This window comes from Streptomyces sp. NPDC012794 (assembly GCF_042901085.1).
Classification (GTDB): Bacteria; Actinomycetota; Actinomycetes; order Streptomycetales; family Streptomycetaceae; genus Streptomyces.
Window position 1 is genome coordinate 222274 of sequence record NZ_JBIBCI010000005.1, and the last position, 25984, is coordinate 248257.

At 72.9% G+C, this 25984-nt stretch carries 27 protein-coding genes; 13 read left to right on the forward strand and 14 right to left on the reverse strand.

What is annotated here, in order from left to right; genetic code table 11:
- Nucleotide 1 precedes the first annotated feature (1 nt).
- From ACFY7H_RS11880 to ACFY7H_RS11900, 5 genes are all read right to left on the reverse strand, one after another.
- A complete protein-coding gene (locus tag ACFY7H_RS11880) occupies nt 2-1300 on the reverse strand; it encodes a DUF6986 family protein (protein WP_388936784.1) in 1299 nt (432 codons plus the stop codon).
- Between the two features lie 182 nt (nt 1301-1482).
- Nucleotides 1483-2445 carry an electron transfer flavoprotein subunit alpha/FixB family protein gene (locus ACFY7H_RS11885; RefSeq protein WP_388936787.1) on the reverse strand — a complete coding sequence of 321 codons (963 nt, stop codon included), beginning with the start codon at nt 2443-2445 and terminating at the stop codon, nt 1483-1485.
- Nucleotides 2446-2505: 60 nt separating this feature from the next.
- Nucleotides 2506-3291 (reverse strand): electron transfer flavoprotein subunit beta/FixA family protein, encoded by a 786-nt coding sequence (locus tag ACFY7H_RS11890; RefSeq protein WP_388936789.1) that lies wholly within the window; start codon nt 3289-3291, stop codon nt 2506-2508.
- Nucleotides 3292-3493: 202 nt separating this feature from the next.
- A complete protein-coding gene (locus tag ACFY7H_RS11895; protein ID WP_388936791.1) occupies nt 3494-4069 on the reverse strand; it encodes a flavin reductase family protein in 576 nt (191 codons plus the stop codon).
- A gap of 252 nt (nt 4070-4321) precedes the next feature.
- Nucleotides 4322-4663, reverse strand: coding sequence for a thioredoxin family protein (locus ACFY7H_RS11900; protein ID WP_388936794.1), 342 nt, complete (start codon nt 4661-4663; stop codon nt 4322-4324).
- 224 nt (nt 4664-4887) lie between these two features.
- On the opposite strand from ACFY7H_RS11900, the gene ACFY7H_RS11905 reads away from it, so the two are divergent.
- Nucleotides 4888-5616 carry a lysophospholipid acyltransferase family protein gene (locus ACFY7H_RS11905; protein ID WP_388936796.1) on the forward strand — a complete coding sequence of 243 codons (729 nt, stop codon included), beginning with the start codon at nt 4888-4890 and terminating at the stop codon, nt 5614-5616.
- Between the two features lie 99 nt (nt 5617-5715).
- Nucleotides 5716-6954, forward strand: coding sequence for an MFS transporter (locus ACFY7H_RS11910; RefSeq protein WP_388936799.1), 1239 nt, complete (start codon nt 5716-5718; stop codon nt 6952-6954).
- Here the strand turns inward: ACFY7H_RS11910 and ACFY7H_RS11915 are convergent.
- The 5 genes from ACFY7H_RS11915 to ACFY7H_RS11935 all read right to left on the reverse strand — a co-directional run bounded on the left by ACFY7H_RS11915 (nt 6890) and on the right by ACFY7H_RS11935 (nt 12319).
- Nucleotides 6890-7489 (reverse strand): transglutaminase domain-containing protein, encoded by a 600-nt coding sequence (locus ACFY7H_RS11915; protein WP_388936802.1) that lies wholly within the window; start codon nt 7487-7489, stop codon nt 6890-6892. The genes ACFY7H_RS11910 and ACFY7H_RS11915 overlap by 65 nt on opposite strands.
- A gap of 99 nt (nt 7490-7588) precedes the next feature.
- Nucleotides 7589-8650: a threonine aldolase family protein gene (locus tag ACFY7H_RS11920; RefSeq protein WP_388936805.1), complete on the reverse strand. Its 1062-nt coding sequence runs from the start codon at nt 8648-8650 to the stop codon at nt 7589-7591.
- The gene (locus ACFY7H_RS11925) at nt 8647-9426 is read right to left on the reverse strand and encodes an SDR family NAD(P)-dependent oxidoreductase (protein ID WP_388936807.1); all 780 of its coding nucleotides are present in this window, start codon (nt 9424-9426) and stop codon (nt 8647-8649) included. Before ACFY7H_RS11925 ends, ACFY7H_RS11920 begins: the two co-directional genes overlap by 4 nt.
- Complete coding sequence (locus ACFY7H_RS11930) at nt 9423-10829, reverse strand: DUF6421 family protein (RefSeq protein WP_388936810.1); 1407 nt, start codon at nt 10827-10829, stop codon at nt 9423-9425. The genes ACFY7H_RS11925 and ACFY7H_RS11930 overlap by 4 nt, the downstream gene beginning before the upstream one ends.
- Before the next feature lie 350 nt (nt 10830-11179).
- Complete coding sequence (locus tag ACFY7H_RS11935; protein WP_388936813.1) at nt 11180-12319, reverse strand: LLM class flavin-dependent oxidoreductase; 1140 nt, start codon at nt 12317-12319, stop codon at nt 11180-11182.
- A 49-nt stretch (nt 12320-12368) separates the two neighbouring features.
- Between ACFY7H_RS11935 and ACFY7H_RS11940 the strand changes: the two genes are divergently transcribed.
- Together ACFY7H_RS11940 and ACFY7H_RS11945 are read left to right on the forward strand one after the other, a co-directional pair.
- The gene (locus tag ACFY7H_RS11940; RefSeq protein WP_388936816.1) at nt 12369-13040 is read left to right on the forward strand and encodes a helix-turn-helix transcriptional regulator; all 672 of its coding nucleotides are present in this window, start codon (nt 12369-12371) and stop codon (nt 13038-13040) included.
- Nucleotides 13041-13230: 190 nt separating this feature from the next.
- Nucleotides 13231-13923 carry a glycerophosphodiester phosphodiesterase gene (locus tag ACFY7H_RS11945; protein ID WP_388936819.1) on the forward strand — a complete coding sequence of 231 codons (693 nt, stop codon included), beginning with the start codon at nt 13231-13233 and terminating at the stop codon, nt 13921-13923.
- A 25-nt stretch (nt 13924-13948) separates the two neighbouring features.
- Here the strand turns inward: ACFY7H_RS11945 and ACFY7H_RS11950 are convergent, their stop codons facing one another.
- Nucleotides 13949-14488 carry a GNAT family N-acetyltransferase gene (locus ACFY7H_RS11950; protein WP_388936823.1) on the reverse strand — a complete coding sequence of 180 codons (540 nt, stop codon included), beginning with the start codon at nt 14486-14488 and terminating at the stop codon, nt 13949-13951.
- A gap of 130 nt (nt 14489-14618) precedes the next feature.
- Between ACFY7H_RS11950 and ACFY7H_RS11955 the strand changes: the two genes are divergently transcribed.
- The 4 genes from ACFY7H_RS11955 (at nt 14619) to ACFY7H_RS11970 (ending at nt 17572) form a co-directional block, all read left to right on the forward strand.
- Entirely contained in the window at nt 14619-15176 is a 558-nt protein-coding gene (locus ACFY7H_RS11955) for a DUF5134 domain-containing protein (RefSeq protein WP_388936827.1), read from the forward strand.
- Between the two features lie 98 nt (nt 15177-15274).
- Nucleotides 15275-16213: a M56 family metallopeptidase gene (locus ACFY7H_RS11960; protein WP_388936830.1), complete on the forward strand. Its 939-nt coding sequence runs from the start codon at nt 15275-15277 to the stop codon at nt 16211-16213.
- A gap of 32 nt (nt 16214-16245) precedes the next feature.
- Nucleotides 16246-16911 carry a phosphatase PAP2 family protein gene (locus ACFY7H_RS11965; RefSeq protein WP_388936832.1) on the forward strand — a complete coding sequence of 222 codons (666 nt, stop codon included), beginning with the start codon at nt 16246-16248 and terminating at the stop codon, nt 16909-16911.
- A 37-nt stretch (nt 16912-16948) separates the two neighbouring features.
- Complete coding sequence (locus ACFY7H_RS11970) at nt 16949-17572, forward strand: TetR/AcrR family transcriptional regulator (protein ID WP_388936835.1); 624 nt, start codon at nt 16949-16951, stop codon at nt 17570-17572.
- 12 nt (nt 17573-17584) lie between these two features.
- On the opposite strand, the gene ACFY7H_RS11975 is transcribed toward ACFY7H_RS11970, so the two are convergent.
- Nucleotides 17585-19069, reverse strand: coding sequence for an LVIVD repeat-containing protein (locus ACFY7H_RS11975; RefSeq protein WP_388936837.1), 1485 nt, complete (start codon nt 19067-19069; stop codon nt 17585-17587).
- Nucleotides 19070-19145: 76 nt separating this feature from the next.
- Between ACFY7H_RS11975 and ACFY7H_RS11980 the strand changes: the two genes are divergently transcribed.
- Both ACFY7H_RS11980 and ACFY7H_RS11985 read left to right on the forward strand, forming a co-directional pair.
- Nucleotides 19146-19802, forward strand: coding sequence for a DUF305 domain-containing protein (locus tag ACFY7H_RS11980; protein WP_388936839.1), 657 nt, complete (start codon nt 19146-19148; stop codon nt 19800-19802).
- Nucleotides 19803-19855: 53 nt separating this feature from the next.
- On the forward strand, nt 19856-21223 hold the full coding sequence (locus ACFY7H_RS11985) for an FAD-dependent oxidoreductase (RefSeq protein WP_388936842.1): 1368 nt from the start codon (nt 19856-19858) through the stop codon (nt 21221-21223).
- A 51-nt stretch (nt 21224-21274) separates the two neighbouring features.
- Here ACFY7H_RS11985 and ACFY7H_RS11990 read toward each other — a convergent pair whose 3' ends face one another.
- On the reverse strand, nt 21275-21628 hold the full coding sequence (locus ACFY7H_RS11990; protein ID WP_388936845.1) for an ArsR/SmtB family transcription factor: 354 nt from the start codon (nt 21626-21628) through the stop codon (nt 21275-21277).
- Nucleotides 21629-21748: 120 nt separating this feature from the next.
- On the reverse strand, nt 21749-22849 hold the full coding sequence (locus ACFY7H_RS11995; RefSeq protein WP_388936848.1) for an NADH:flavin oxidoreductase/NADH oxidase: 1101 nt from the start codon (nt 22847-22849) through the stop codon (nt 21749-21751).
- A 219-nt stretch (nt 22850-23068) separates the two neighbouring features.
- Here ACFY7H_RS11995 and ACFY7H_RS12000 point away from each other — a divergent pair, with 219 nt between their 5' ends.
- From ACFY7H_RS12000 to ACFY7H_RS12010, 3 genes are all read left to right on the forward strand, one after another.
- Nucleotides 23069-24157: a WD40/YVTN/BNR-like repeat-containing protein gene (locus ACFY7H_RS12000; RefSeq protein ID WP_388936851.1), complete on the forward strand. Its 1089-nt coding sequence runs from the start codon at nt 23069-23071 to the stop codon at nt 24155-24157.
- Nucleotides 24158-24199: 42 nt separating this feature from the next.
- Entirely contained in the window at nt 24200-24886 is a 687-nt protein-coding gene (locus ACFY7H_RS12005) for a uracil-DNA glycosylase (protein WP_388936855.1), read from the forward strand.
- Nucleotides 24887-24997: 111 nt separating this feature from the next.
- Entirely contained in the window at nt 24998-25918 is a 921-nt protein-coding gene (locus ACFY7H_RS12010; RefSeq protein WP_388936858.1) for a sirohydrochlorin chelatase, read from the forward strand.
- Nucleotides 25919-25984: the final 66 nt, after the last annotated feature.

Sequence of the window (25984 nt, forward strand, 5' to 3'; positions counted from 1 at the left end):
ATCAGGCCGTTGCCGTCAGGGTCGCCGAGCGGCGCGGGATGGCGAAGGCGTCCAGTTCGGCTCGGGTCAGGCCGGTGAGGGCGGTGACCTCGTCGGTGCCGACCGCGCCGCAGTCCAGGCCGCGGACCAGGTAGCCGGCCAAGGCCTTCGCGGTGGCGGGCTCGTCCATGACGTCGCCCTCGATCTTGGCGACGTACGCCTTCAGGCGCGCGGCCGCGGCCTCCAGGCCCTCGCGGTAGAAGGTGAAGACGGCCGCGTAGCGGGTCGGCAGGTGCGCCGGGTGCATGTCCCAGCCCTGGTAGTAGGCGCGGGCCAGGGCGCGGCGGGTGAGGCCGTAGTGCAGCTTCCAGCCCTCGTGGACCTTCGCGGTGGTGCCGATGGGCAGCACGTTCGTCGAGCCGTCGGAGACGCGTACGCCGGTGCCGGCGGCGGCGACCTGCATGATCGCCTTCGCGTGGTCGGCGGCGGGGTGGTCGCTGGCCTGGTACGCGGCGGAGACCCCGACGCAGGCGCTGTAGTCGAAGGTGCCGTAGTGCAGGCCGGTGGCGCGGCCCTTGGAGGCCTCGATCATGCGGGCCACGGTGGCGGTGCCGTCGGAGGCCAGGATGGACTGGCTGGTCTCGATCTGGATCTCGAAGCCGATGCGGCCCGGGCGCAGGCCGCGGCTGGACTCGAAGGCCTCCAGCAGCTTGACGAAGGCGCTGACCTGCTCGGCGTAGGTGACCTTGGGCAGGGTGAGGACGAGGCCGTCGGGCAGACCGCCGTGCTCCAGCAGGCCGGAGAGGAAGATGTCGGTGGTGCGGATGCCCCGGTCGCGGACGTTGGACTCCATGCACTTCATGCGGATGCCCATATACGGGGCGTTCGTGCCGTTGGAGAAGGCCTCCGAGACGAGGCGGGCGGCGCGGGCCGCGGCCTGGTCCTCCTCCTCGTCGGAGCGGACGCCGAAGCCGTCCTCGAAGTCGACGCGGAGGTCCTCGATGGGCTCGGTGGCGAGCTTGGCGCGGACGCGGTCGTAGACGGGTGCGGCCAGCTCGTCGGAGATGCCGAGTACCTCGGCGAAGGTGGCGGCGTCCGGGGCGTGCTCGTCGAGGGCCGCGAGGGCCTGGTCGCCCCAGGAGCGGATGGTGTCGGCGGCGAAGACGTCACCGGGGACGTAGACGGTGTGGATGGGCTGGCGGGTGCCGGGGTCGCCCGGGTAGTGACGCGCGAGTTCGGCGTCCACCGGCGCCAGGGAGGCGCTGATGCCCTCGCTGACCGCGCCTGCGAGGCTCGTCGCCACCTTCTCCTGCTGACCCATCGTGCACTCTCCTCTTTTCCGCTTCACGGAAGCTTAGATCCGCATAGCAGAATTTAGCCACGGGGTTCCGCTCAGTCAATGGTCCCTCCGCCGCGTGGGACAAACGACTCGGGGCCGTGCGGTGACAATCACCACACGGCCCCGGAGGCCACGAGACGCGCAGGTCAGGACCGGCGCGGGGGTCAGCCCTTGCGCGCCTTGATCTCGCCCGTCAGCTGCGGGACGACCTCGAAGAGGTCGCCGACCACGCCGTAGTCGACCAGGTCGAAGATCGGGGCCTCGGCGTCCTTGTTGATGGCCACGATGGTCTTCGAGGTCTGCATGCCGGCCCGGTGCTGGATCGCGCCGGAGATGCCGGAGGCGATGTACAGCTGCGGGGAGACCGACTTGCCGGTCTGGCCGACCTGGTTGGAGTGCGGGTACCAGCCGGCGTCGACGGCGGCGCGCGAGGCGCCGACGGCGGCACCGAGGGAGTCCGCGAGCTCCTCGATGATCGCGAAGTTCTCGGCGCCGTTGACGCCGCGGCCGCCGGAGACCACGATCGCGGCCTCGGTCAGCTCCGGGCGGCCGGTCGACTCGCGCGGGGTGCGGGAGACGACCTTGGTGCCGGTGGCCAGGGCGCCGAAGGTGACGGCGAGCGCCTCGACGGCGCCGGCGGCCGGGGCGGCCTCGACCGGGGCCGAGTTCGGCTTGACGGTGATGACCGGGGTGCCCTTGGACACGCGGGACTTGGTGGTGAACGACGCGGCGAAGGCGGCCTGCGTCGCGACCGGACCCTTGTCACCGGCCTCCAGGTCGATGGCGTCGGTGATGATGCCGGAGCCGATGCGCACGGCGAGACGCGCGGCGATCTCCTTGCCCTCGGCGGAGGACGGGACGAGCACGGCGGCCGGGGAAACGGCCTTGTACGCGGCCTCCAGCGCGTCCACCTTCGGGACGACGAGGTACTCGGTGAACTCGGGGGCGTCGGCGGTGAGGACCTTGACGGCACCGTGCTCGGCGAGCACCGCGGCGGTGGCCTCGGCACCGGCGCCCAGGGCGACGGCGACGGGCTCGCCGACGCGGCGGGCCAGCGTCAGCAGCTCGAGGGTGGGCTTGCGGACGGCACCGTCCACGTGGTCGACGTAGACGAGAACTTCAGCCATGGGACTGTCTCTCCTGCTGTTGCGAAGTGTCTGGGGGCTTGAGAGGGGTGGCCGAAGCTCTTAGATGAACTTCTGGCCGGCCAGGAACTCGGCCAGCTGCTTGCCGCCCTCGCCCTCGTCCTTGACGATCGTTCCGGCGGTGCGGGCCGGACGCTGGGCCGCGGAGTCGACCGCGGTGTAGGCACCCTCGAGGCCGACCTCGTCGGCCTCCAGGTCCAGGTCGGACAGGTCCCAGGACTCCACCGGCTTCTTCTTGGCGGCCATGATCCCCTTGAAGGACGGGTAGCGGGCCTCGCCCGACTGGTCCGTCACCGACACGACGGCCGGGAGGGAGGCCTCCAGCTGCTCGCTCGCGGAGTCGCCGTCGCGGCGGCCCGTGACGGTGCCGTCCTCGACCTTGACCTCGGAGAGCAGGGTGACCTGCGGGACGCCCAGGCGCTCGGCCAGGATCGCCGGGAGGACACCCATGGTGCCGTCGGTCGAGGCCATACCCGTGATGACCAGGTCGTAACCGGCCTTCTCGATCGCCTTCGCGAGGACCAGCGAGGTACCGATGACGTCGGTGCCGTGCAGGTCGTCGTCCTCGACGTGGATGGCCTTGTCGGCGCCCATCGACAGCGCCTTGCGCAGCGCGTCCTTGGCGTCCTCGGGGCCCACCGTCAGAACGGTGATCTCGGCGTCGTCCGCCTCGTCGGCGATCTGCAGCGCCTGCTCGACGGCGTACTCGTCGAGCTCCGACAGCAGACCGTCGACGTCGTCGCGGTCGACGGTCAGGTCATCGGCGAAGTGCCGGTCACCGGTGGCGTCGGGCACGTACTTCACACAGACAACGATCCTCAGGCTCACGCCGGCTCTCCTACCGCATCGTCTTTTTCTGATACCGCCTTGTGCAGGCAGCATAGGCGCCTTGTCGGGCGGATCCCGGTCGGGGCGGCCCGCGCTCCGAAGGGAATGTTACTCGTCAGTACACAGTGGGTCTTCCCCGGTTGCAAGGCCGCCGAACTGTGATCTGTCCAACGCCGCCCGAACCCGTCCCAGCAGGGACGATTCAGTCCCGCAACGCGTTGAAGCGCCCTTGGTGGTACAGCAGGGGGCGCCCCTCCCCCGCCGGGTCCCCCGCCACCACCTCCGCGATGACCACCCGGTGCTCCCCCGCGGGCACCCGCGCGACCACCTTGCACACCGTCCACGCCAGAACCCCGCCGAGCAGCGGCACTCCGTGCGGGCCCGGGGCCCACTCGGTGCCGGGCCCGAAGCGGTCGGCGCCGCTGCGCGCGAAGAGGCCGGCCAGCTCCCGCTGGTGTTCGCCGAGTATGTGGACGCCGAGGTACGCGCTGTCGCGCACGGCGGGCCAGCTGGAGGCGCCGGTTCCGATGGTGAACGAGAGCAGCGGCGGGTCCGCGGAGACCGAGTTGAGCGAGGTCGCGGTGAAACCGGCGGGCCGGCCCCCGCTCTCCGCGGTGATCACCGCGACGCCCGCCGCGTGCTGCCTGAAGACCGAGCGGAGCAGCTCGGGAGAGCCGGGCAGGGGGGCACCGGCCGCCTGTCCGCCCTCGGCGGAACGACCGGCGTCGAAGGGGTCGAAGGAGCCGAGGGATGCGGGCGGGGCCGTCGGGGCCGTCATGGGAATGCTTCCTTCTGCCGCGGGGGCGCGGGCGCGTGAGAGGGGATCGGGGGCCGGGGGGCCGGAGGGGCCTTCAGCGATCCCGACAGCGCGCGCTCGCATGGCGGACGAGGTCCACGTGGAGCCGCCCGTAAAGCAGGAGTTCATACCGCATGCCGCCAGCGTGGCGATCTCACGCGTACACAGTCAAGCCGCAGCGGGCAGATGTCAGGCGCGTCACGCTGCGTGCGGGCGCGCGTACCGGCGCCCCGGTCACACCGCGGCCCCCAGGGCGGCGATCACGTCCGCCTTGCGCGGCATCCCGGCCGCGCGGCGGACGATGCGCCCGGCGGCGTCCAGGACGAGGACGGTGGGGGTCTTCTCGATGCCGAGGGCGCGCACGAGTTCGAGGTTGCGCTCGGCGTCGATTTCGATGTGCGCGACGCCGTCCACCATTTCGGCGACTTCGGCGAGGATCCTCCGGGTGGCCCGGCAGGGCTGGCAGAAGGCGCTGGAGAACTGGACCAGGCTGGCGCGCTCCCCCGGTGGCCTGCCCAGCTCGGCCGCACCGAGGGGACGCTGACCGCCCGGTCGCCGCGCTTCGTCTCCGTGCACCCGCACACCCGCTCCCGTCCGCTCCGTCCCGCATCTACGTACCCTGGTGCGAGCATCCGTCCGGCGCGCGGCATTCCCCGCGTGACGAGAATCTCTCCCGGCGGGGTCGTCTGGGCTGGCCAGCGGGCCGCGTTTGGGGCACGATCCCCATGGCCGCGTACCTACGCTGCCGTAACTTCCGGCCGGGAGCACCTCCCCAGGCAGAAAGCGGGGTCTCCCCCAGCATGGCTGAGCTCGTATACCCCCCGGTGATCGGTGCCGCGCACACCCTCTTCCGTGCGCTGGACATCCGGATCGACATGAAGGGCACCGAGAACATCCCGCGCAAGGGCGGGGCGGTCCTGGTGTCGAACCACATCGGCTACCTCGACTTCATCTTCGCCGGCCTGACCGCGCGGCCGCAGAAGCGTCTGGTCCGCTTCATGGCCAAGGAGTCGGTGTTCCGGCACAAGGTCTCGGGCCCGCTGATGCGCGCGATGAAGCACATCCCGGTGGACCGCGAGCAGGGTGAGACCGCGTACCAGCACGCGCTGGACTCGCTGCGCTCGGGCGAGATCATCGGGGTGTTCCCGGAGGCGACGATCTCCCAGTCGTTCACCCTCAAGAGCTTCAAGTCGGGTGCGGCGCGCATGGCCCAGGAGGCGGGCGTCCCGCTGATCCCGGTGGCCCTGTGGGGCACGCAGCGGCTGTGGACCAAGGGCCGCGCGAAGAACCTCAAGCGCAGCCACATCCCGGTGACGATGCGCGTCGGCGAGCCCATCGAGGCCCCGGCGGACCAGTACGCGGGCGCCATCACCCGCCGCCTGCGCGAGCGCGTGCAGGAGCTGCTGGACGCGGCGCAGAGCGCCTACCCGGGCAAGCCGCAGGGTGCCGAGGACTCGTGGTGGCTCCCGGCGCACCTCGGTGGTACCGCCCCGACGGCCGCGCAGGTCAAGGAGCGCGAAGGGAACTGACCTCGTCCCGGGCTCGGGCCCTTTCCGGCCGTACCGCGTCCGGCCGGCGTAGCGTCCTGTCCGTTTGACGAGGTCACCCGGCGCGGAGGGGGTTCGCTGATGGGCGGGTTCGGGCGGTATCTGGCGGCGGCACTGGCCGCGCGCTTCGCGTCCGAGGGGATGGGCATGGCGGTGGTGCTGCTGGCGCTTGAGCGCACCGGCAGTGCCGCGCACGGGGCGTTCGTGCTGACCGCCTGGCTGGCGCCGCACGTGCTGGCCGCGCCACTGGCGGGGACCGCCGCGGCCCGGACCCGGCGGCCGAGGCTGTTCTACGCGGGCGCGCTGGCGGGCTTCACGGTCGCGGTGGCGGCGCTGGCGGCCCTGCTGGGGAGGGCTCCGGTGCCGGTGGTGCTCGTGGTGGCGGTGCTCGGCGGGGCCTGTGGGCCGGTGGTGACCGGCGGGCTCTCCAGCCTGGTCGCGGGGCTGCTGCCGGCGGGCCCGGCGCGGGACCGGGCGTACGGCTGGGACGCCTCCACCTACAACGCGGCGGCGGTGACGGCCCCGGCGGCGGTCAGCGTGGTCGGGGCGCTGGCGTCGGCCGGGCCGGCGATGGCGGTGCTGGCGGTCTCGGGGGCGCTGGCGGCGGCGCTGGCCGCCTCCCTGCCGTACGAGGACCCGGACGCGGCCGCCTCTCCGGGCGGGCCCCGTGCCGGGGCGGGCGCGGGGCTGGCGGCCCTGTGGCGGGTCCGGAAGCTGAGGGCGATCACCTCGGCGACGACCCTGGCCTTCGTCGGCATCGGGGCTCTGACCACCAGCGCGGTGCTGCTGGCGGCCGGGCTCGGCAGCCCGGGCGCCGGCGGGGTGCTGATGACGGCGTTCGCGGTGGGCGCGCTGGCTGGCTCGCTGACGCTGGGCCGGACGACCGGTGTGCCGCCGGGCCGGCTGGCCCGCTGGGGCCTGGCGGGGACGGGGGCGGCCCTGGCGGTGGCCGCGTTCACGCCGTCCGTGGCGGTGGCGGCGGTGGCGTTCGCGGTGGCCGGCTTCTGCGACGGGCCACTGCTGACGGCCACGCTGCGGATCCGCTCGGAGCACGCGCCCGCGGCGGTGCGGCCGCAGGTGTTCACGCTGGGGGCGGGGCTGAAGATGACGGCGGCTTCGACGGGCGCCGCCCTGGTGGGGCTGGTCGCCGCCGCGCCGCCGTGGACGCTGCTGCTCGGGATCGCCGTACTGCAGCTGGTGGCTGCCGCGCTGCACGCGCTGGTGGCGGGCCGGGAACCGGTGCCCGCCCCGGGGGTCACAGGGCCGTCGGCAGGTTCCGCCACAGCTGCGCCAGGTCGGCGGACTCCCGGAGGGCCTTGAGCGTCGCGGGGTGCGGGGCGGCGTACAGCTCGGGGTGGTCGATCTCGCCGAGCTCGGGCCGCACGGGGAAGGCGAGCCGCTCCCGGTCGAGGCTGAACCGGGCGTCGACGCCGGGCTTGTTGCCGCGCGGGTCGACGCGGGCCCAGGTCTCGGAGCCGGGCAGTCTGACGGCGACGAGTCCGTGGACGACGGGGCCGGATCCGTCCTCCTCGCCGAGGAGCTGGTAGCACAGGGCGGCCGGGATGCCCTGGGCGCGCAGCAGGGCGGCGAGGGCGTGGGCCTTGGCGTAGCAGATGCCGTTGCGGGTGGCGAGTACGTCGGAGGCGCGCCAGGAGACGCGCGCGTCCCCGGAGTCCGCCGAGTGCGGGATGGTGTCCCGGACGAATTCGTAGGCCACCTTGGCGTATGAATATGCGTCACCGGTGGCGGTCCAGAGGGCGTCAGCGGTGTCCTGGACCAGGGGGTGCCAGTGGTCTATGGCCTCGTCGGAGGCCAAATAGGCGCGGATGTCTGGGTTCTGTTGGATCAGCTGCATGAGCGGGAGCATAGGCATGCCACTGACCGTAGATCAATAGATTTACGGTCAGTGGCATAGCTATTCACTTCTCCGGCCAGGGCCCGGCGGAGCGGGTCCCTAGCGGGCCAGCTCCTCCTTGAGGGCCTGGAGGAAGCCGTCCACGTCCTCTTCCTGGGTGTCGTAGCCGCACATCCAGCGGACGTGACCGGCGGCCTCGTCCCAGAAGTAGAAGCGGTACCGCTGCTGGAGCCGGCGCGACACCTCGTGCGGCAGCTTCGCGAAGACGGCGTTGGCCTGGACCGGGTAGAGGATCTCCACCCCGTCGGTCTCGCGGACGCCCGCCGCGAGCCGCTGCGCCATCGCGTTGGCCTGGCGGGCGTTGCGCAGCCAGAGGTCCTTCGCGAGCAGGGCCTCCAGCTGCACCGAGACGAAGCGCATCTTGGAGGCGAGCTGCATCGACATCTTGCGGATGTGCTTCATCTGCCGGACGGCGTCCGGGTTCACCACGACCACGGCCTCGCCGAACATCATGCCGTTCTTGGTGCCGCCGTACGAGAGCACGTCCACGCCCACCGCGTTGGTGAAGGTGCGCATCGGCACGTCGAGCGAGGCCGCGGCGTTGGCTATCCGGGCACCGTCGAGGTGCACCTTCATGCCGAGGCCGTGGGCGTGCTCGCAGATGGCCCTGATCTCGTCCGGGGTGTAGACCGTGCCGAGCTCGGTGTTCTGGGTGATCGAGACGACCTGGGGCATCGCCCGGTGCTCGTCGTCGAAGCCCCAGGCCTCCTGGTCGATCAGCTCGGGGGTGAGCTTGCCGTCCGGGGTGTCCACGGCGAGCAGCTTGATGCCCGCCATCCGCTCCGGGGCGCCGCCCTCGTCCACGTTGATATGGGCGGTCTTGGCGCAGATCACGGCGCCCCATCGGTCCGTCATCGCCTGGAGGGCGGTGACGTTCGCACCGGTGCCGTTGAAGACCGGGAAGGCCTCCGCGTACGGACCGAAGTGGCTGCGGATCACCCTCTGCAGGTGCTCGGTGTACTCGTCCTCGCCGTAGGCGACCTGGTGACCGCCGTTGGCGAGCGCGATGGCCTCCAGGATCTCCGGATGCACCCCCGCGTAGTTGTCGCTCGCGAAACCGCGGACCGCCGGATCGTGGTGGCGGCGGGCATCGGTCTTCACGGTTGTGGAGTGAGCCACAGACGCTGTCCGTTCACTTCGGGGGCGGGCCGCTCCCACACGTCGGCGATGGCCTCGGCCAGCTCCTTGACGTCGGTGAAGCCCGCGAACTTCGCATTGGGACGCTCGGCGCGCATCGCGTCGTGCACCAGTGCCTTGATCACCAGGATCGCAGCGGCGGCCTGCGGCCCCTCCTCGCCCCCCGCCTTGCGGAAGGAGTCAGCCATGGCCAGGGTCCAGGCCTCGGCGGCCGCCTTGCCGGCGTTGTAGGCGGCGTTGTTGGCTACCGGCTTGTGCGCACCGGACTGGCTGATCAGCACGTAGCGTCCGCGGTCGCTGCGCAGCAGCGCGTCGTGGAAGGCGAGCGAGGTGTGCTGGACGGTGCGGATGAGGAGCTTCTCCAGGAAGCCCCAGTCGGCGAGGTCCACATCGGTGAAGGTCTTGCTGCCGCGCCAGCCGCCCACGAGGTGGACGACGCCGTCGACACGGCCGAACTCCTTCTCGGTGCGTTCGGCCCAGGCCTTGGTGGCCTCCAGGTCGAGCAGGTCGACGGTGTCGCCGGTGACGGTGGCGCCGCCGTGGGCGTAGCGGGCCGCGTCGACGGCCTCCGCCAGGCGTCCCGCGTCCGCGTCCGAGGCCACGACGGTGGCCCCCGCCTCGGCGAGGCGCATCAGCGCGGCGCGGCCGGCGGGGCCGCCGGCCCCGGCCACCGCCACCACCGCTCCGTGGAGCTTCCCGTTGCCGTTCATCCCTGCAGCCTCCTGTGCGCGGTCGCTCATGCGGCGGCCCGCTCGGTGTCGTCCGCGTTCGCCGGGGTGATGCCCTTGGTCGCGGCGATGACACCCTTGAGCTTCTTGGCGAGGGCCTCGTAGAACATGCTGAGGGGAAACTCGTCCGGAAGCACGTCGTCGACGAGCTTGCGCGGGGGCTGCGTCAGGTCCAGGGCGTCGGGGCCCTTGGCCCACTTGGAGCCCGGGTGCGGGGCCAGGTAGGTGGAGACGAGCTCGTACGCCTTGAACCAGTGGACCAGCTTCGGGCGGTCGATGCCCGCGCGGTAGAGGTCCTCGATCTCGGCGCACAGCTGGTTGGTGACCTGCGGGGCGCGCATCCAGTCGATCTTCAGCTTGTTGTCCGTCCAGCGCACGACGTCGTGCTTGTGGAGGTACGCGAAGAGCAGCTGGCCGCCGAGACCGTCGTAGTTGCGGTTGCGGTCGCCGGAGACGGGGAAGCGGAACATCCGGTCGAAGAGGACGGCGTACTGCACGTCACGGCCGTGCTCGTTGCCCTCGGACTCCAGCTTCACGGCCTCCTTGAAGGCGGTGAGGTCGCAGCGCAGCTCCTCCAGGCCGTACATCCAGAACGGCTGGCGCTGCTTGATCATGAAGGGGTCGAACGGCAGGTCGCCGTGGCTGTGGGTGCGGTCGTGGACCATGTCCCACAGGACGAAGGCCTTCTCGCAGCGCTCCTGGTCCTCGACCATGCGGGCGATGTCCTCGGGCAGCTCGATGCCGAGGATGTCGACGGCCGCCGCGGTGACCTTGCGGTAGCGGGCCGCCTCGCGGTCGCAGAAGATGCCGCCCCAGGTGAAACGCTCGGGGGCCTCGCGGACGGCGATGGTCTCGGGGAAGAGCACCGCCGAGTTGGTGTCGTAGCCCGGGGTGAAGTCCTCGAAGGTGATGCCGAGGAAGAGCGGGTTGTCGTACCGGGTGCGCTCCAGCTCGGAGAGCCAGTCGGGCCACACCATCTTCAGGACGACGGCCTCGAGGTTGCGGTCCGGGTTGCCGTTCTGCGTGTACATAGGGAAGACCACGAGGTGCTGCAGCCCGTCGGCGCGCTGGGACGCCGGGTGGAAGGCCAGCAGGGAGTCGAGGAAGTCCGGGACGCCGAAGCCCTCGGCGGCCCACTTGCGCAGGTCGGCGACGAGCGCGGCGTGGTAGGCGGTGGCGTGCGGCAGCAGCGGCGACAGCTCCTGCACCGCACTGGCCACCCGCTCCACGGCGGCCTCGACGTCGACGCGGGCGGGGGCGCCCTCGGCGTCGAAGTCGATCGATCCGTCCTTGGCCTGCCAGGGGCGGATCTCCTCCACGGCGGCCTTGAGCGCGGGCCACGCAGGGTGGTCTACCACCCGCGCGCCAGCGGTTATCACGGCACCGCCGGAGCCCGGCACAAGAGTTTCCGTCATGTCACTTCCTCCACAGGAGAACCTCGCGTTAAGACAGCGTATGCATGCGAGGCTCTTCCGCTCAAGAGGCAACTCGGGAAATTATCCTGTGCGACCCCCAGCTCCACCGGAAGTCTTCCGGTAACGCACGGTGGAATCAACCACTCCGCCTAGTAGTTGGAGTATCGGGCCGCCCTCCGGCGGGGCGCGAAAAATATGAGGAATCGGTGGGCCGGGCGCTCGACCGGGACGCCGGCCGCGCGCCGGGCGGGGCCGGACGGCGGTTCCGGGCCCCTCCGGCCGTCCGGCTCCGCCCGTCCGGCCCTCCGCCCGTCAGGCTCCTGTGCCCGTCCCGCGGTCCGGCCCGGCGCTCAGGCTCGGACGGCGGCGCGCTCCGCACGGAAGTGCGGGATGACCTTCTCTCCCCACTGCCGCAGCGTCTCCAGGCAGGCCTCCTGCGGCACCGTGCCCATCTGGACCAGGCACATCACCTCGTCCGCGCCCGCCGCGCGCAGCCGTTCGACGTACGCGATGGCCTCGTCCGCGCTCCCGTAGGCGTGGTCGGCGTTGAAGGTGGCCGTCGAGGCCGGCCGCACCGGGATGTCCTGCTCGTGCAGCCGGGCCACCACCTGTTCGGCGGCCCGGCGCATCTCCGCCCCCTCGTCGGCGCCCGCCACCACCGCCTCGTCCGGGACGCCCGCACCGCCGTACCAGTGCCCGATGGACTGCGCGAAGAACCGCTGCCCCCGGACGCCGATCCGGCGGGCCTCCTCGGCGTCGTCGAGCACGATCGTGGGGCAGAGCACCGAGAAGTGGTCGTTGACGGCCGTGGACACGAAGCGGCTGCCGTCGCGGCCCGCCACGGCGGCGTCGTACACCGCCCGCATCCCCGCGATCGACTCCGGACCGGCGAAACCCATCACCAGGGCCCCGATGCCCAGCTCGGCGGCCTGCACCAGGGTCTCGCCCCGGCTGCACGCCAGGAAGAGTGGCGGATGGGGGCGCTGCGCCGGGCGCGGCAGGATCGGGTGCGGGCCGATGTCCAGCAGCTCGCCGTGGTGCTCCAGCTCCTCCTCCCGCCAGGCCTTCCCGATGATCCGCAGCGCCTCCTCCACCTCGGCGGCGGTGCGGTCCCGGTCCACCCCGCAGAGCGAGGTCTCCTGCTCCGTGCCCCCGCGACCCGCTCCCAGGTCGAGCCGCCCGCCGGACAGCAGGTCGAGCATCGCGGCCCGCTCGGCCACGCGTACCGGGTGGTTGAAGTTGAAGGGCATGCACACGACGCCATGGCCGATGCGTATGGTGTTCGTCCTGGCCGCGACGAAACTCAGGAAGACCTCCGGTGCGCTCAAGTGAGCGAACCACTTCAGCGAGTGGTGCTCGACGGCCCAGATCCGGTCGAATCCCATGCGTTCGGCGAGGACCGCCTGCTCGACGCAGTCACGGATGACCTGGTGTTCCCGTTCCACGGTGGGATCGGCCAGCTGAGCCTCGAAGATCACGGAGAATTTCACGATGCCTCCAGGAATGCGTCCCGTGCCCGGTCTTGCTTCGATGAGAAATATGACTAGTAGTCAGATCTCGAAGAAGCAAGACCTCCCGCCGACCGCCTGGGCGGTACTCGGTCTCCTGTCGTTCCCCGGCGAACGCACGGGTTACGAGCTGAAGAAGTGGGCGGACTCCTCCCTCCGCTTCTTCTACTGGTCGCCCGCCATCAGCCAGATCTACGCCGAACTGCGCCGCCTTGAGGACCTGGGGTACGCGGCCTCCGTGCGCTCGGGGCCCGAGGAGGCCCGCGCGAAGCGGCGCTACGGCATCACGGCGGCGGGCCGCGAGGCCCTCTCCGGCTGGGCCTCCGACACAGCGGACGCCGGGCCTCCGGTCCTCAAGCACGGGCTGCTGCTGCGCATCTGGCTGGGGCACCTGGCCGACCCCGAACGGCTGCGCGCGATGGTCGAGGACCACGTCGAGCGGACCCGGGGCGAGCTGGCCGCCGTGCGCGAGGCGATGGCGCACGCGGCGGACGTACCGGAATGGGCCTTCCCGGTCCTCGCGCTGCGCTGGAGCGAGCGGCAGCACCTGGCCGAGCTGGAGCTGGCCGGCGCCCTGCTCACGGACCTGCGCGAGGCCGGGATCCGGGCCGCCGGGGCCGGCCGGGAAACCCCCGCGGGCGGCGCGCGGGCCCCGCGGACGGCCGCCCGTCAAGCCGGCGGGGACGCGCCCACGCAGGGGTGACGCGACACGGCGGCCCCCGCCCGCCGTGCGGCGCACGCCCCTGGCGGGAAGCGGCCGGAGGGCTTCCGCGGGACCCCGCACGACCGGTCCCATCCCGACCGGGGCGCACTAGCATGCGTCCTCACCGCGCGCGGCCGGTCGGGACACCGCGACCGCGCGGGGAGCCGCCCTCGACGGAAGCGAGAGAACCTTGACTTTCCTCACCATCGGTCACCGCGGGGTCATGGGTGTCGAGCCGGAGAACACCCTGCGGTCGTTCGTCCGCGCCGAACGCTGCGGGATGGACGTCATCGCGCTGGACGTCCGCCTCAGCAAGGACGGCGCCCTCGTGGTGCTGCACGACGCCGAGGTGGACCGCACCACGAACGGCGCGGGCGCCGTCGCCGACCTCACCCTGGCCGAGCTGCGCGAACTGGACGCCGGCCAGGGCGAGCGGGTGCCGGTCCTGGACGAGGTCCTGGAGGCCGTCCGGCTCCCGCTCCAGGTGTCGGTACAGGATCAGGCCGCCGCGACGGCGCTCGCGGAGCTCATCGTGCGCCGGGACCTGGCCGCCCGGGTGGAGGTGGCCTCCGGTGACGGCGACGTGCTCGCGACGGTCGCCCGCCACGCCCCCGGCGTGCGGACCACCCTGCACCCGAGGCGGCCCGGGGCGGCCGCCGAGGACCTCGTGGACCTCGCCCTGGCGGCGGGCGCGCGCACCGTGGCCCTGGACATCCGCCGGCTCACCCTCGAAACGGTGGAGGCGGCGCACGCGGCGGGGCTGCGGGTGACGGGCTGGACGGTCAACACCCTGGATCAGCTGCGGCTGGCGCGGGCCCTGCAACTCGACGGCGCCGCCACCGACTTCCCGGAGATCCGCAGCACCGGCCGGTTCACCGCCTGAGCGGCCGCGGCCGGGCCCGTGGACCTCAGAGGGGCTTGACGAGCAGCTCGAAGGCCAGGTCGTCGCGGAGCGGGACGCCGAAGCGCTCGTCACCGTACGGGAAGGGGCTCAGCTCGCCCGTGCGCCGGTAGCCCCGGCGCACGTAGTAGGCGATGAGTTCCTCCCGTACGTTCACCACGGTCATCCGCATCTCCTTCGCGCCCCAGGCCTCGCGGGCCCGGCGCTCGGCCTCGGCCAGGACCTCCTTGCCGAGACCGGCGCCCTGGAGCCCGGGACGCACGGCGAACATGCCGAAGTAGGCGTGGTCCCCGCGGTGTTCGAGCTGGCAGCAGGCGACGAGCTCGCCCGCGCGCTCGACGACCAGCAGGATGCCGTCCGGGTCCGCGATGATCGCGCCGACGCCCTCGGGGTCGGTGCGCTGCCCGTCCAGGAAGTCCGCCTCCGTCGTCCAGCCGGCCCGGCTGGCGTCGCCCCGGTAGGCGGACTCGACGAGCGCCACCAGTTCCGGTACGTCCGCCTCCACGGCGCTGCGGAAACTCGTGGCGGCGGGCTGGGCGGTCGACATCGGGCGCTCCGTTCATCGCGGCGGCATATGACATGCCTGGTACGGCACGCAGAGCCTAACCCGGGCCGGCGTGAGGGCGGCGCGAGCAGGGCATCCCTTCTGCGACGCCGACGAACCGGGAGGTTCCGCCGTGCACGGATCCGCGATGCCGCTCACCCTCGCCTGGATGCTCGTGGCGCTGTGCGCCGCCACCGGCGGGTACTGCCTGCTGCGGGCGCGCAGAGCGGACCGGCGTACGCGCGGGGCGGCCGTGGGCGAGGTGGTGATGGGCTTCGGGATGGCGGCGATGGCCGTCCCCGCGGGCATCGGGCCGTGGGGTCCGCAGGTCCTGCTGGCGGTCTTCGGCGGGGCGACGGTGCACGCGCTGTGGCTGCTGCGCGGCGGGGTGCACCACGCGCACCACCTGGTCGGCTCGCTGGCGATGGCGTACATGGCACTCGCGATGGCCCTCGGGCAGGGGCACGGGCGGGCGGGGCTGCCGGCGGTGACGGGGGCGCTGCTCGTGTACTACGCCGGGTACGTGCTGCTCGGGGGGGCGCGGCTGCTGACGGCGGGGGGCGGGGCCCGGCCGGTGGCCGTGGCGGCGGACGGGGGCGGCGGCGGGACCGCGGGAGGGGCCGGGGACCTGACGCGGGCCTGCCGACTGGCCATGGGGACGGGGATGTTGGCGATGCTGCTGGCCATGTGAGGCCGGTGGCCGGGGTACCGGGGGACTGGACGTGTCCTGCGTCACCAATGCCCCGAGCCCGTACCCGGAGGCGGTGCCGCGCTCATAGGCTGGCGGACATGATGGTCTCCGCCGCTCTTCTGATGCTCGGCGCACTGACCGCGGTGCTCGCGCCCCGCCTGCTGGCCCGGGCGCAGTGGCCCGAGCGTGAACCGGTGGTCGCGCTGTGGGTGTGGCAGTGCGTGGTGGCCTCGACCCTGCTGTGCCTGGGGCTGTCGATGCTGCTGAGCGCGGCCGCCGCCTGGCAGGCGGTACGGGGCCGGCTGTTCGCCGTGGCCCCGCACGGGGTCGTCGACGCGTACGCGCTGGGGGCGGAGGGCGGCCCCTGGGCCACGGGCACGGCGCTGGCGCTGGCCGGCGGCGGGCTGTGGACCGGAGCGATGCTGGCGCGGGAGGTGCTGCGGGCTCGGTCGGGGCGGCGCGCCCGGGGGGCCGAACTCCTCGTGCGGGCCCCGCTGATGCCCGGGGAGGACCCGGCCGCCGCGCGGCTGGTGGTCCTGGAGGGTCCGCGTCCCGAAGCTTGGTGGCAGCCGGGGGCGGCGCCGCGGCTGGTGGTGACGACGGCGGCGCTGGGCCGGCTCAAGGGCAGCCAGCTCGACGCGGTGCTGGCGCACGAGCAGGGGCACGTGGCGGCCCGGCACGACTGGCTGCTGCACTGCTCGCGGGCGCTGGCGCAGGGGTTCCCGCAGGTGCCGGTGTTCGCGGCGTTCGAGGCGGAGATGCACCGGCTGGTCGAGCTGGCGGCCGACGACGTGGCCTCGCGGCGCTACGGGCGGCTGACGGTGGCCCTGGCCCTGGTCGGGCTGAACGAGGACCGGGGCGTCTTCGGTCCGTGCGGGCCCGAGGAGGCGCACGTCCCGCAGCGGGTGCGGCGCCTGCTGTCGGCCGCGCCGCGCCTGTCGCCGGCCCGCCGGCTGCGGCTGGCGGCGATGGCCACGCTGGTTCCGGCGGTTCCGCTGCTGGTGGCCTTCGGACCGGGGCTGAGCGCGCTGGCCTGAGAGGGCGGCCGTGTGCTGACAGGATCGGGGGCATGCGGAACACGTGGCTTTCGAGGGCCGGGGTGGGCTGCGCGCTGCTCGCGGCCGCGCTGACCCTGCTGGTGGTGGCGGGCTGGCCGCCCCTGATCTCGTACGACGACCGGGTCGCCCGGGGCCTGCACCCGTACGCGGTCGCCCATGACGGGGTCACGGGTGTCATGCGGGTCCTCTCCGACTGGGTCTGGGACCCGTGGACGATGCGCGCCCTGGCCGCCCTGGCCTGTCTGTGGCTCTGGCGGCGCGGGGACCGCTCGCGGGCGGTCCGGGTGGGCGGGGCGGCACTGGTGGCCTCGGGGGTGCAGCAGGGATTGAAGGCGCTGCTGGGGCGCGCCCGTCCGGTGTGGCCGGATCCGGTCGACTCGGCGTACTACGCGGCCTACCCGTCGGGGCACGCGATGACGGCCACGGTGGTGTGCGGGCTGCTGCTGTGGCTGCTGCCGGCGAGGACCCCGCGCGCGGTGGTGGCCGGGGCCTGGGCGGTGGCCGCCGTTTCGGTGCTCGGGGTCGGCTTCACCCGGCTCTACCTGGGCGTGCACTGGTTCACGGACGTGCTGGCGGGCTGGCTGCTGGGGGTGGCCGTGGTGTCGCTGGCGGCGTTCCGGCATGCCTGCCCGGGGCGATCCCCCGCGTCGCCCCGAGCAGACGGTCCCGCGCGCTGAGTATATTGGCTCAGAGCCAGTCAACGCAGGAGTAAGCATGTCCCCGCGCAGCGCATCGGTCAATGAAGAATTGCGCAGACGTTCCCGGGAGCGGCTGTTGCAGGCGACGGTCGAACTGGTCGCCGAGCGCGGTTACGAGGCCACGAAGCTCGGCGACATCGCCGACCGGGCGGGTGCGGCGCGCGGCCTGGTCTCGTATTACTTCCCCGGCAAGCGCCAGCTGTTCCAGTCCGCCGTGCACCGGCTGATGCACCTGACCCTGGAAACGGCCCTGGAGCGCGAGCCCCGCAGCGAGGACGGCCGGGAGCGGCTGGCCCGGGCGATCGACGCGATCCTGGGGCTGGCCCGGGATCACCCCCGGCTGATGCGGACGCACATGGGGGGCATCCTCCAGGCGGAGGGGTTCATCCAGTGCCCGGAGCAGCAGCGCCTGGCGGAGCTGCTGCGGGACACCGTCGACCGGTACGGCTCGGCGGACGTGGACACGGATTACCCGCTGCTGCGGGCGCTGCTGATGGGAGCGGTGGTCGCGGTGCTGCTGCCGGGGGCGCCGATGCCGGCGGCCCGGCTGCGGGCGGAGCTGTTCCAGCGGTACGGGCTGGACTGGGAGCTGGGGGTCCCGCCGGACGGGGGGCCGCCCGGCGGAACGTTTCCCCGCTGAGCGGGGTGACGATCAGCGGTACTCGGGCTGGGTCTGTACGTTGAGCCGGTCCATCCGTACCCACTTGGCGCTCTCGGTGCGCCAGTCGTCGATCCTGAGCACGTCGAGGCCCTTGGCGATGTCGTTCGAGTAGATGTGGCCGTTGTAGTAATACGCGGACCACGAGCCCCCGAGGCCCAGCTTGTCGGTGCTCAGCGGGCCGCGCTCGAAGTAGCCGATCTCCTTGGGGGCCGCGGAGTCGGTGAAGTCCCAGACGGAGACGCCGCCCTGGTACCAGGCCTGGACCATGATGTCGCGCCCGCCGCCGACCGGGATCAGCGAGCCGTTGTGGGCAACGCAGTTCTCGGTGGCGGCCTGGTGCCGCGGGATCTTGAAGTAGCTCTTGAAGACCAGCCGGCGCTGGTCGCCGCGGCCGGCGATGTCGTAGATGCCGTCGGCGCCGCGGTCGGGGCCGGTGGCCTCGTTGCAGGTGGCGCCGCCACCTCCGCCGAGCTCGTCGGTGAACACCACCTTGTCGGCCCGCTCGTTGAAGGTCGCCGAGTGCCAGAACGCGAAGTTGACGTTGTCCTGGACGCGGTCGATGACCCTCGGCCGCTCCGGCTCGCTGATGTCGAAGAGGATGCCGTCGCCCATGCAGGCGCCGGCGGCCAGGTCCTTGGACGGCAGCACGGTGATGTCGTGGCAGCCGGTGGTCTTGGAGACGCCGGGGTTGGCCGGCGCGCCCGGGTTGCCGCCGTCCGGGAAGAGCACCGGGAAGCCGACGACGGCGGCCTGGGTCGGGGCCTTCTTCGGGACCTTGATCACGGAGATGCCGTCGTGCGGCGGCTTGCAGTCCGGGAAGGCCTCGTTGGGCGAGTACGAGGAGACGTAGACGTAGACGTCGCGGCCGCCGGGCACCAGGGTGTGGGTGTGGGATCCGCAGGCGGTCTCGACGGACTTGACGTACTTGGGGTTCCGCTTGTCCTTGATGTCGAAGATCTTGATGCCCTCCCACGAGGACTTCTCCGTCGCGGGCTGCGAGACGCTGTTGCAGGAGTCGTCGCTGCGGGAGGAGTCGGTGGAGAGGAAGAGCAGGTCGCCGGAGACCGAGATGTCGTTCTGGCCGCCCGGGCACAGGACCTGGGTGACGACCTTGGGCGACTTGGGGTTGGCGATGTCGTAGATGGTGAAGCCGTCGTAGCTGCCGGCGTAGGCGTAGTCGCCCTGGAACGCCAGGTCGGAGTTGATCCCGGCCGGGTTGGCGCTGGGGATGTTGGCGAGGTGTTTGACGTTGGCGCTGTGCACGATCTCGTCCTGGCCCGGGATCTCCCCGGGGGCGAGTTCGCGGCCTTGGGCGGGGCCGGCGTTCTGCCGGGCTCCGGGGCCCGGGGTGAGGTCGCCCGGGTCGGGGGTGGCGGCCGCCGGTCCGGCGGTGAGGAGGGTGGTGAGGAGTCCGGCGGCGGCCAGGGCCGCCCCCAGACTCCGGTGATGCACTCTGACGCTGTGGAGCAGGGTCACTGTGCCTCCCGTGGGGGCCCGTACGTTTCGCTCCTCATGGGAACGGAACCTGGACCCCGGCAGTATCGTGCTTTTCATGGACATGGCAAATGCATTAGTCGGCCGATTCCTGGGGGCGGCGCTGACCGCCGGTCTCCTCCTCACCGTCACCGGCTGCCAGGACGGCGACGCGGGCGCGCGGGCGGCGGGTGACGACGGGCCCGCGATCGTCGCCCCTGGCCGGCCGGGCGGCCCGGCCCGCACCCTCACCCCCGAACAGGCCGCGAGGGAACGCCCCGACGACAGCCCCAACGCGGCCGACCACGCGTACGTGCGGCGCATGACCGAACACCACCGGCAGGCCCTCACGATGAGCGCCCTCGCCCCCGGCCGGGCCTCGGCGGAAGGGGTGAAACGGCTCGCGGAGCGGATCGCGGCCGCACAGCGGCCCGAGATCGGGGCCATGGAGAAGTGGCTCTCCCGGTACCCGGCGCCCGGCGGCGGCACCGGCGAGCACGAACACGGCGCGATGCCCGGCATGGCGACGGAGCAGCAGCTGGCGGAGCTGACCGCCGCCAAGGGGGCCGACTTCGACCGGCTCTTCCTCAGGATGATGACCGCCCACCACGAGGGGGCCCTGAAGATGGCCGGCGAGGCGCTGGCCGGGGGCAACAACGTCGCCGTGGAGGAGATGGCGAACGAGGTCGTGGCCACCCAGAGCGCCGAGATCGAGCGGATGCGCGCCATGAGCTGACGGGCCGGGGACCCGGTGGCATGCTGGGAGCACCTTGCGGGAGGAGTACCGCCGTGCTTCGTGTCGCCGTCGTCGGTTCGGGCCCCAGCGGGGTCTACGCCGCCCAGACGCTGGTCCAGCAGCGGGAGGTGCCGGGCGTGCGCGTCGACGTACTGGACCGGCTGCCGGCCCCGTACGGCCTGGTGCGGTACGGGGTGGCCCCCGACCACGAGAAGATCAAATCGCTGACCGGAAACCTCCGGTCGGTGCTGGAGGACGACCGCATCCGTTTCCTCGGCAACGTGGAGGTGGGCGGCGAGGGGCTGCCGACCGCGCGGCTGCTGGAGCTGTACCACGCGGTGGTGTACTGCGTGGGCGCCGCGCGCGACCGGATGCTCGGCATCCCCGGCGAGGAACTGGCCGGGGTGCACTCCGCGACGGCCTTCGTGTCCTGGTACAGCGGCCATCCCGACGCCGGCTCCTTCGACCTCGGCGGGGTCCGCTCGGCCGTGGTCGTCGGCGCCGGCAACGTCGCTGTGGACGTGACGCGGATGCTGGCCCGGGGCGTGCCCGAGCTGGAGCCCACCGACATGCCGCAGCCCGCGCTGGGCGCGCTCGCGGAGAGCGGGGTGCGGACGGTGACGATGGTGGCCCGGCGCGGGCCCTCGCAGGCCAAGTTCACCACCAAGGAGCTCCGCGAACTGGGCACGCTGCCCGGGGTCGGCACCCGGGTGGAGCCCGCCGAGCTGGCCCTCGACCCGGCGTACGCGGGCGGGGCCGCGGCGGCGCTGCCGGCGGTGGCCCGGCGCAACCTGGAGGTGCTCCGCGGCTGGGCCGGTGCCGGGCCGGACGGCGCGGACGCGGCCGTGGACGCGGCCCGGGAGATCCGGCTGCGCTTCTACCTGAGGCCGGTGGAGGTGCTCGGCGGGCCCGACGGCCGGGTCCGCGGGCTCCGCTTCGAGCGGACCGCCCCGGACGGCCGGGGCGGGGTCACCGGGACGGGCGCGTACGAGGACGTCGAGGCGCAGCTGGTGCTGCGCTCGGTGGGGTACCTGGGGGTGCCGCTGCCGGGCCTGCCCTTCGACGCCGCCACCGGCACCGTGCCCCACGCGGCGGGCCGGGTGGTGCGCGGGGGCCGGGCCTCGGTGGGCGAGTACGTGGCGGGCTGGATCAAGCGCGGCCCGACCGGGGTGATCGGCACCAACCGGCCGTGCGCCAAGGAGACGGTGTCCTCGCTGCTCCAGGACGCGGGGGCGCTGGCCCGGCGGGAGCTGCCCGGAGACCCGCTGGACGCCCTGCGCGTCGCGGGCCTGCGCCCGGTGGAGTGGCCGGGCTGGCTGTCGATCGAGGCCGCGGAGGAGGCCCTGGGCCGTTCCCTGGGCCGCCGCTCGGTGAAGATCCCGGACTGGGCGGGTCTCCGCTCGGCGGCCGGGATCGGGTAGGGCGACCGGTCGCAGGAGCCGGTCACGGACGACCGGTCGCGGAGGTCGGCGCTAGGACGCGCCCTCGGGCCGCGTCGGCTCGGCCGCGGCGGCCGTCAGGATGCTGTCCAGGAGGCCGGGGAAGCGGGACTGGAGGTCGTCGCGGCGCAGGCCGTTCATCTTCGCCGTCCCGCGGTAGGTCTGGCGTACGACGCCGCTCTCGCGCAGGACGCGGAAGTGGTGGGTGGTCGTGGACTTGGTGACCGGCAGGACGAAGTCGGAGCAGGCCAGTTCGGTGTTCGTGGAGGCGAGTTCCCGGACGATGGACAGCCGCATCGGGTCGGAGAGGGCGTGCAGGACGTCCTCCAGCCGGATCTCCCGCGGCTCGGGGTGGGCGAGGGCACGGGCCGTGTCGCGTTCCGTCATGTCCTGCTCCGCTCGTTCGGCTCGGCTGCGGGTCCCATCGTACGAGAAGTGTCGTAGGAAGGAGGGCGGCGCGGAGGGGAGGGGCTGATGCCCACGTGCCCGGCCGCGCCGCACGCGGTGTCACCAGCTGCGGTGGTACTGGTCCGGCGTGGGGATCTCCGCGCCCAGCTCGGCGGCCGCGCGGCGGGCCCAGTACGGGTCGCGCAGCAGCTCGCGGCCGAGGAGGACGGCGTCCGCCTCGCCGTTGGCCAGGATCTTCTCGGCCTGCTCCGGCTCGGTGATCAGGCCGACGGCGGCGACGGGCAGGGTGGTCTCGGCCTTGACGCGGGCGGCGAAGGGCACCTGGTATCCGGGGCCCGCCGGGATCCTCACGTGCGGGGCGAGCCCGCCGGTGGAGACGTCGAGCAGGTCCACGCCGTGCTCCTTGAGCAGCCGGGCCAGCCGGACCGTCTCGTCGGCGGTCCAGCCGTCCTCCTCCAGCCAGTCGGTGGCGGAGATCCGGAAGAGCAGCGGGAGTTCCTCGGGCCACACCGCCCGTACGGCGTCGACGACTTCGAGGGGGAAGCGGGTGCGGTTCTCGAACGAGCCGCCGTAGGAGTCGGTGCGCCTGTTGCTGTGCGGGGAGAGGAACTCCCCGATGAGGTAGCCGTGGGCGCCGTGGATCTCGAGGACCTCGTAGCCGGCCGCGAGGGCGCGTCCGGCGGCGGCCGCGAACTGGCCGGTGATCTCGTGGATCCGCTCGGTCGTGAGCTCGTGCGGCACCGGGTGCCCTTCGTCGAACGGCACGGCGCTGGGGGCGACGGGCTGCCAGCCGTGTCCCTCGGGGCCGACGGGGCGGCCGCCCTGCCAGGTGCGGTCGGTGGACGCCTTGCGCCCGGCGTGGCCGATCTGGATGCCGGGGACGGATCCCTGGGACTTGACGAAGGCGGTGATCCTGCGGAGGGCCTCGACCTGGGTGTCGTTCCAGATGCCGAGGTCGTAGGGGCTGATGCGGCCCTCCGGCGCGACGGCGGTGGCCTCCTGGATGATCAGGCCGGTGCCGCCGGTGGCCCGGGCCGCGTAGTGCGCGAAGTGCCACTCCAGTGCCACGCCCGCGTTCGGGCCGAAGGCCTCGGCGCTGTACTGGCACATGGGTGCCATCCAGACGCGGTTCGGGATGGTGACCGAACGGAGGGTGTAGGGCTGGAACAGGGCGGCGAAGGCAGCGGGTGCAGCACTCATGGGAGCTCTCCAGATGTCACCGGACGTGCGCCGGAACCGGCGCCAAGTACGAGGAACACCGTACTACGAAATCTCTCGTAGTACGAGACCCCTCGTATGAAGGGGCTGGGGGATCGAACGGGTCTTCGGCGGCCCGGCCTGCCGGACCGCTGTCGGCTGGCGGGTGCAGACTGGCGGGGAAGCTGCCGTGAAGGACTACGACGTCCGGAGGTGTCGGCCATGACCGACGTGGTACTGCTCGCCGGGACCCGCAAGGGCCTCTTCATCGGCCGCCGCCGGGACGGCGGCCCCTGGGAGTTCGACGGTCCGCACTTCAACGCCCAGGCCGTCTCGGCGGTCGCCGTCGACACCCGGGGGCCGGCGCCCCGGCTGCTGGTCGGCGGGGACAGCACGCACTGGGGGCCGTCCGTCTTCAGCTCGGACGACCTGGGCGCGACCTGGCACGAGCCCGCCGCGCCCGCCGTCAGGTTCCCGAAGGACACCGGCGCCTCCCTGGAGCGGGTCTGGCAGCTGCACCCGGCCGGTCCGGAGGCTCCGGACGTGGTCTACGCCGGGACCGAGCCCGCCGCGCTCTTCCGCTCGGCCGACCGCGGCGAGTCCTTCGAGCTGGTGCGGCCGCTGTGGGAGCACCCGACCCGCTCGGAGTGGGTGCCGGGCGGCGGCGGTGAGGGCCTGCACACGGTGATCACCTACCCGGCCGACCCGGCCGCCGTGACGGTGGCGGTGTCCACCGCCGGGGTGTTCCGCACCCGGGACGGCGGGGCGAGCTGGGAGCCGTCCAACCGCGGGGTCTCCGCGGTGTTCCTGCCGGATCCCGACCCGGAGTTCGGCCAGTGCGTCCACAAGATCGCCCAGGACGCCGGGGACCCCGGCCGGCTCTACCTCCAGAACCACTGGGGGGTCTACCGCAGCGACGACGCGGGCACCCGGTGGACCGACATCGGCGCCGGGCTGCCCTCCGACTTCGGCTTCGCGGTGGCCGCCCACCCGCACCGCCCGGACACCGCGTACGTCTTCCCGCTGAACGCCGACTCCGACCGGGTGCCGGCGGAGCACCGCTGCCGGGTCTTCCGCACCCAGGACGCGGGGGCGACCTGGGAACCGCTCTCGAAGGGGCTGCCGGCCGGCGACCACTACGGCACCGTCCTGCGCGACGCCCTGTGCACCGACGACGCCGACCCCGCGGGCATCTACTTCGGCAACCGCAACGGCGAGCTGTACGCCAGCCACGACGACGGCGACAGCTGGCAGCTGCTGGCCGAGCACCTGCCGGACGTGCTGTGCGTACGGGCCGCCGTACTGCGCTGAGCGGCGGCCGGCTGTCGGTGTGGGCCAGTAGAGTGATCACCCATGGCAGCACGACCGTTGAACGAGATCGTCGAGCCGGGCTGGGCCCGGGCTCTGGAGCCGGTGGCGGGGCAGATCGCCGCCATGGGCGACTTCCTGCGCGCCGAGATCGCGGCAGGCCGGACCTACGTCCCGTCGGGGGCGAACGTGCTGCGCGCGTTCCAGCAGCCCTTCGACGAGGTGAAGGTACTGATCGTCGGGCAGGACCCCTACCCGACCCCGGGACACGCCATGGGCCTGTCCTTCTCGGTCGCCCCCGAGGTGAGCCCGTGGCCGCCCAGCCTCGACAACATCTTCCGCGAGATGCACGCGGACATCGGGACGGGACGGCCGCTGAACGGCGACCTCACCCCGTGGACCCGGCAGGGCGTGCTGCTGCTGAACCGTGCGCTCACCACCGCCCCCCGCAAGACCGGCGGTCATCGCGGCAAGGGCTGGGAGACGGTCACCGAGCAGGCGATCCGCGCCCTCGTCGCGCGCGGAAAGCCGCTGGTGTCCATCCTGTGGGGCCGCGACGCCCGCAACCTGCGCCCCCTGCTGGGGGACCTGCCGGCCGTGGAGTCCGTCCACCCCTCCCCCATGTCCGCCGCCAACGGCTTCTTCGGCTCCAGGCCCTTCAGCCGGACCAACGAGCTGCTGGCCGGCCTCGGCGCGCAGCCCGTCGACTGGCGCCTGCCGTCAGTCAGTTGAACCGTATATGATATTCAACGTACGACATTCAATGGATAAATACGGACAGATGCCACCCGAGTGGGCCCTGCCCGAACACGTGGTTCCGATAAGCCAGTAGCATGCGGCGCCATGAGCTCCCCCACTGGGCCCGCGAATGGCCTGCCCGTACGAATGCCGCGACCCCGCCAGACCGGACGGCACCGCCGGCCCGAGCCCGCGGTGGCGCCCGAGGGCGCGCCCGCGCTGGTGCTCGCCGTGCCCGGTGCCCCCTCGGCCGCCTCGCGGGGGCTCGCCGAAGAGGTCATCAGCATCGGCCGCTCCGAGCTGCCGGGCCTGGACGCCCGCATCGGCTTCCTCGAGGGTGAGGACGGCGAGGAGAGTGAGTTCCCCTCGCTGTCGGGCGTACTCAACGCCGTCGCCCAGGAGCGGACCGCCCGGGCGGAGTTCGCCCGGGCCGCCGGTCTTGAGGTGCCCGCGCCGACCGGCCCCGACGCCGTGGTCGTGCCCCTGCTGGCCGGTCCCGACGGAGGCCTGCTGCGCCGGGTGCGCCAGGCGCTGATGGACTCCTCGGCCGCCGCCGAACTGGCCGACGTACTCGGCCCGCACCCGCTGCTCGCCGAGGGCCTGCACGTGCGCCTCTCGGAGGCCGGCCTGGCCCGCGCCGACCGGGCGCGCCTGTTCACCGTGGCCACCGCCGCCGACGGCATCATCCTGGCCACCACCGGCGGCGAGGAGGCCGTCCAGGCGGCCGGCATCACCGGCATGCTGCTGGCCGCCCGGCTCGCGGTGCCCGTGATCGCCGCCGCGCTGGACCAGGAGGGCTCGGTGGCGGCGGTCGCCGCCGAGCTGCGCGGTTCCGGTTCGGTCCAGCTGGCACTGGCCCCGTACCTGATCGGCCCGGAAGCGGCCGAGGGCCTGCTGGACACGGCATGCAAGGAGGCCGACTGCTCCACCGCCGAGGTCCTCGGGGCCTACCCGGCACTCGGCAAGCTGGCCGTCGCGCAGTACAGCGCCGCCCTGGGGCTCCAGCTGGGCGCCGCGGCCCAGTAGGCCCGCAGGCGTGACGAGGGCCCGCCCGGAATCCGTTCCGGGCGGGCCCTCTCCGTGCGTCCGGAC